Origin of the sequence: Streptomyces sp. NPDC060205, from assembly GCF_042728395.1 — a bacterium.
GTDB lineage: Bacteria > Actinomycetota > Actinomycetes > Streptomycetales > Streptomycetaceae > Streptomyces.
This window is the reverse complement of sequence record NZ_JBHWZP010000660.1, coordinates 1-1,038: the sequence shown is the minus strand read 5'-3', so window position 1 is coordinate 1,038 and position 1,038 is coordinate 1. Positions and strand designations below refer to the sequence as shown.

The 1,038-nt window shown below is 69.9% G+C and carries 2 protein-coding genes; one reads left to right on the top strand and one right to left on the bottom strand.

What is annotated here, in order from left to right; translation table 11 throughout:
* Positions 1 to 37 precede the first annotated feature (37 nt).
* Positions 38 to 226 (bottom strand): DUF5703 family protein, encoded by a 189-nt coding sequence (locus ACFWGJ_RS43830; RefSeq protein ID WP_387334568.1) that lies wholly within the window; start codon positions 224 to 226, stop codon positions 38 to 40.
* 47 nt (positions 227 to 273) lie between these two features.
* On the opposite strand from ACFWGJ_RS43830, the gene ACFWGJ_RS43825 reads away from it, so the two are divergent.
* Positions 274 to 1,029 (top strand): hypothetical protein, encoded by a 756-nt coding sequence (locus ACFWGJ_RS43825; RefSeq protein WP_387334567.1) that lies wholly within the window; start codon positions 274 to 276, stop codon positions 1,027 to 1,029.
* Positions 1,030 to 1,038: the final 9 nt, after the last annotated feature.

Sequence of the window (1,038 nt, the reverse complement as noted above, 5' to 3'; positions counted from 1 at the left end):
GCACGCGCGGGGCCCGCTCCGTTTCAGCCTTCCCGCGTCACCAGGTGGCGCGCATCTGGCGGATGATCCGTCTGCGCAGCCGCACCCTGCGGCTGCCGTCGGTATGCAGGCTGAGGCGGTCCAGTTCCCAGTGTCCGTACTCCGCGTGGTCCGTCAGCAGGCGTGCCGCTTCCTTGCGGGAGACCCCGCGCGGCACATACACGTTGACAAATTCGTATTCCGGCATCGCATCTATTGTGCGTGCGGAGGCCCGGTACGGATAGCGTCTGCACTATGTCTGATGCTGCGCAGCCCACCGCTGCCGAGGTACGCGCCGCCGCCGAGGCGGTCAAGACCGCGCTCGACCGCCACCTGGCGGCGGTCGAGCGCAGGTCGGGTGAGGACGACCCGGCCGTCTACGAGGCGTTCAACGAGTTGGCGGCGGCCGCCGAGGAGTACGACGAGCTTCTCTACGACCGCTACGACGAGGTCACCCCTTTCGAGATCCCCGGCTCGGACGATGCCCTGCCGCCGTACACCGGGCCGGAGGAGCCCAACGCGCTGAGCGTGCTGATCCGCCGGGACTACGCGGTGGTGGAGCCGCAGCGGCTGCTGGCGCAGGCCCAGCGGGTCGAGGCGGTCGAGGAGTCCGGGGCGGTGACGGCGGGCTTCGACGCCGCGTCCGGGACCGTGCACGGTGCGCTCGGCGTCCTCTTCGGAGAGTTCGAGCCCGACGAGATCGCCTCCCGGCACAAGGAGTTCGGCCTGGAGGAGGGCGACTCGACGCTGTGGGTGACCGCCTCGGACGAACCGGCGGATCCGGGTGAGTGGCTGGAGGCCCCGTTCGACCAGACCGACACCCATCAGGTGGTGTGCCGCTTCGACGTCAGCGCGGTCTTCGACGACGACGCCGATGACGGTATCGACGACCTCGACGACATCGAGGACGAGGTGCCGGACACCGTCGGGCCGGAACTGGAAGGCACCCTCGACGCGACGGAAGCGGAAGCGGACATCGAGGACCTGCGGTCGCGCAACGCGGACCGCTGACGGCCCGGC